A 715-nucleotide genomic window follows, 5' to 3' on the forward strand; every position below is an offset into this window, starting at 1 on the left:
AATCGGGCTTGGGGACACTGTCTGGTGGGTAGTTTGACTGGGGCGGTCTCCTCCCAAAGAGTAACGGAGGAGCACGAAGGTTGGCTAAGTATGGTCGGACATCATACGGTTAGTGCAATGGCATAAGCCAGCTTAACTGCGAGACAGACACGTCGAGCAGGTACGAAAGTAGGTCATAGTGATCCGGTGGTTCTGAATGGAAGGGCCATCGCTCAACGGATAAAAGGTACTCCGGGGATAACAGGCTGATACCGCCCAAGAGTTCATATCGACGGCGGTGTTTGGCACCTCGATGTCGGCTCATCACATCCTGGGGCTGAAGTCGGTCCCAAGGGTATGGCTGTTCGCCATTTAAAGTGGTACGCGAGCTGGGTTTAGAACGTCGTGAGACAGTTCGGTCCCTATCTGCCGTGGGCGTTTGAGAATTGAAGAGGGCTGCTCCTAGTACGAGAGGACCGGAGTGGACGAACCTCTGGTGTTCGGGTTGTCATGCCAATGGCATTGCCCGGTAGCTATGTTCGGAACTGATAACCGCTGAAAGCATCTAAGCGGGAAGCAGGCTTTGAGATGAGTTCTCACTGGAGATTTAATCTCCCTAAAGGGTCGTTGGAGACTACAACGTTGATAGGTCAGGTGTGTAAGGGTTGTGAGGCCTTGAGCTAACTGATACTAATTGCCCGTGAGGCTTAACCATACAACACCCAAACGGTTTTGT

The 715-nt window shown here is 52.3% G+C and carries 1 rRNA gene; it reads left to right on the plus strand.

From position 1 onward, the window contains the following. Positions 1–694 (plus strand): 23S ribosomal RNA (locus tag HII16_RS16635); the annotation flags it as partial. Positions 695–715 lie beyond the last annotated feature (21 nt).

Source organism: Thalassotalea sp. Y01, assembly GCF_012932945.1.
In the GTDB taxonomy this organism is placed as follows: Bacteria; Pseudomonadota; Gammaproteobacteria; order Enterobacterales; family Alteromonadaceae; genus Thalassotalea_A.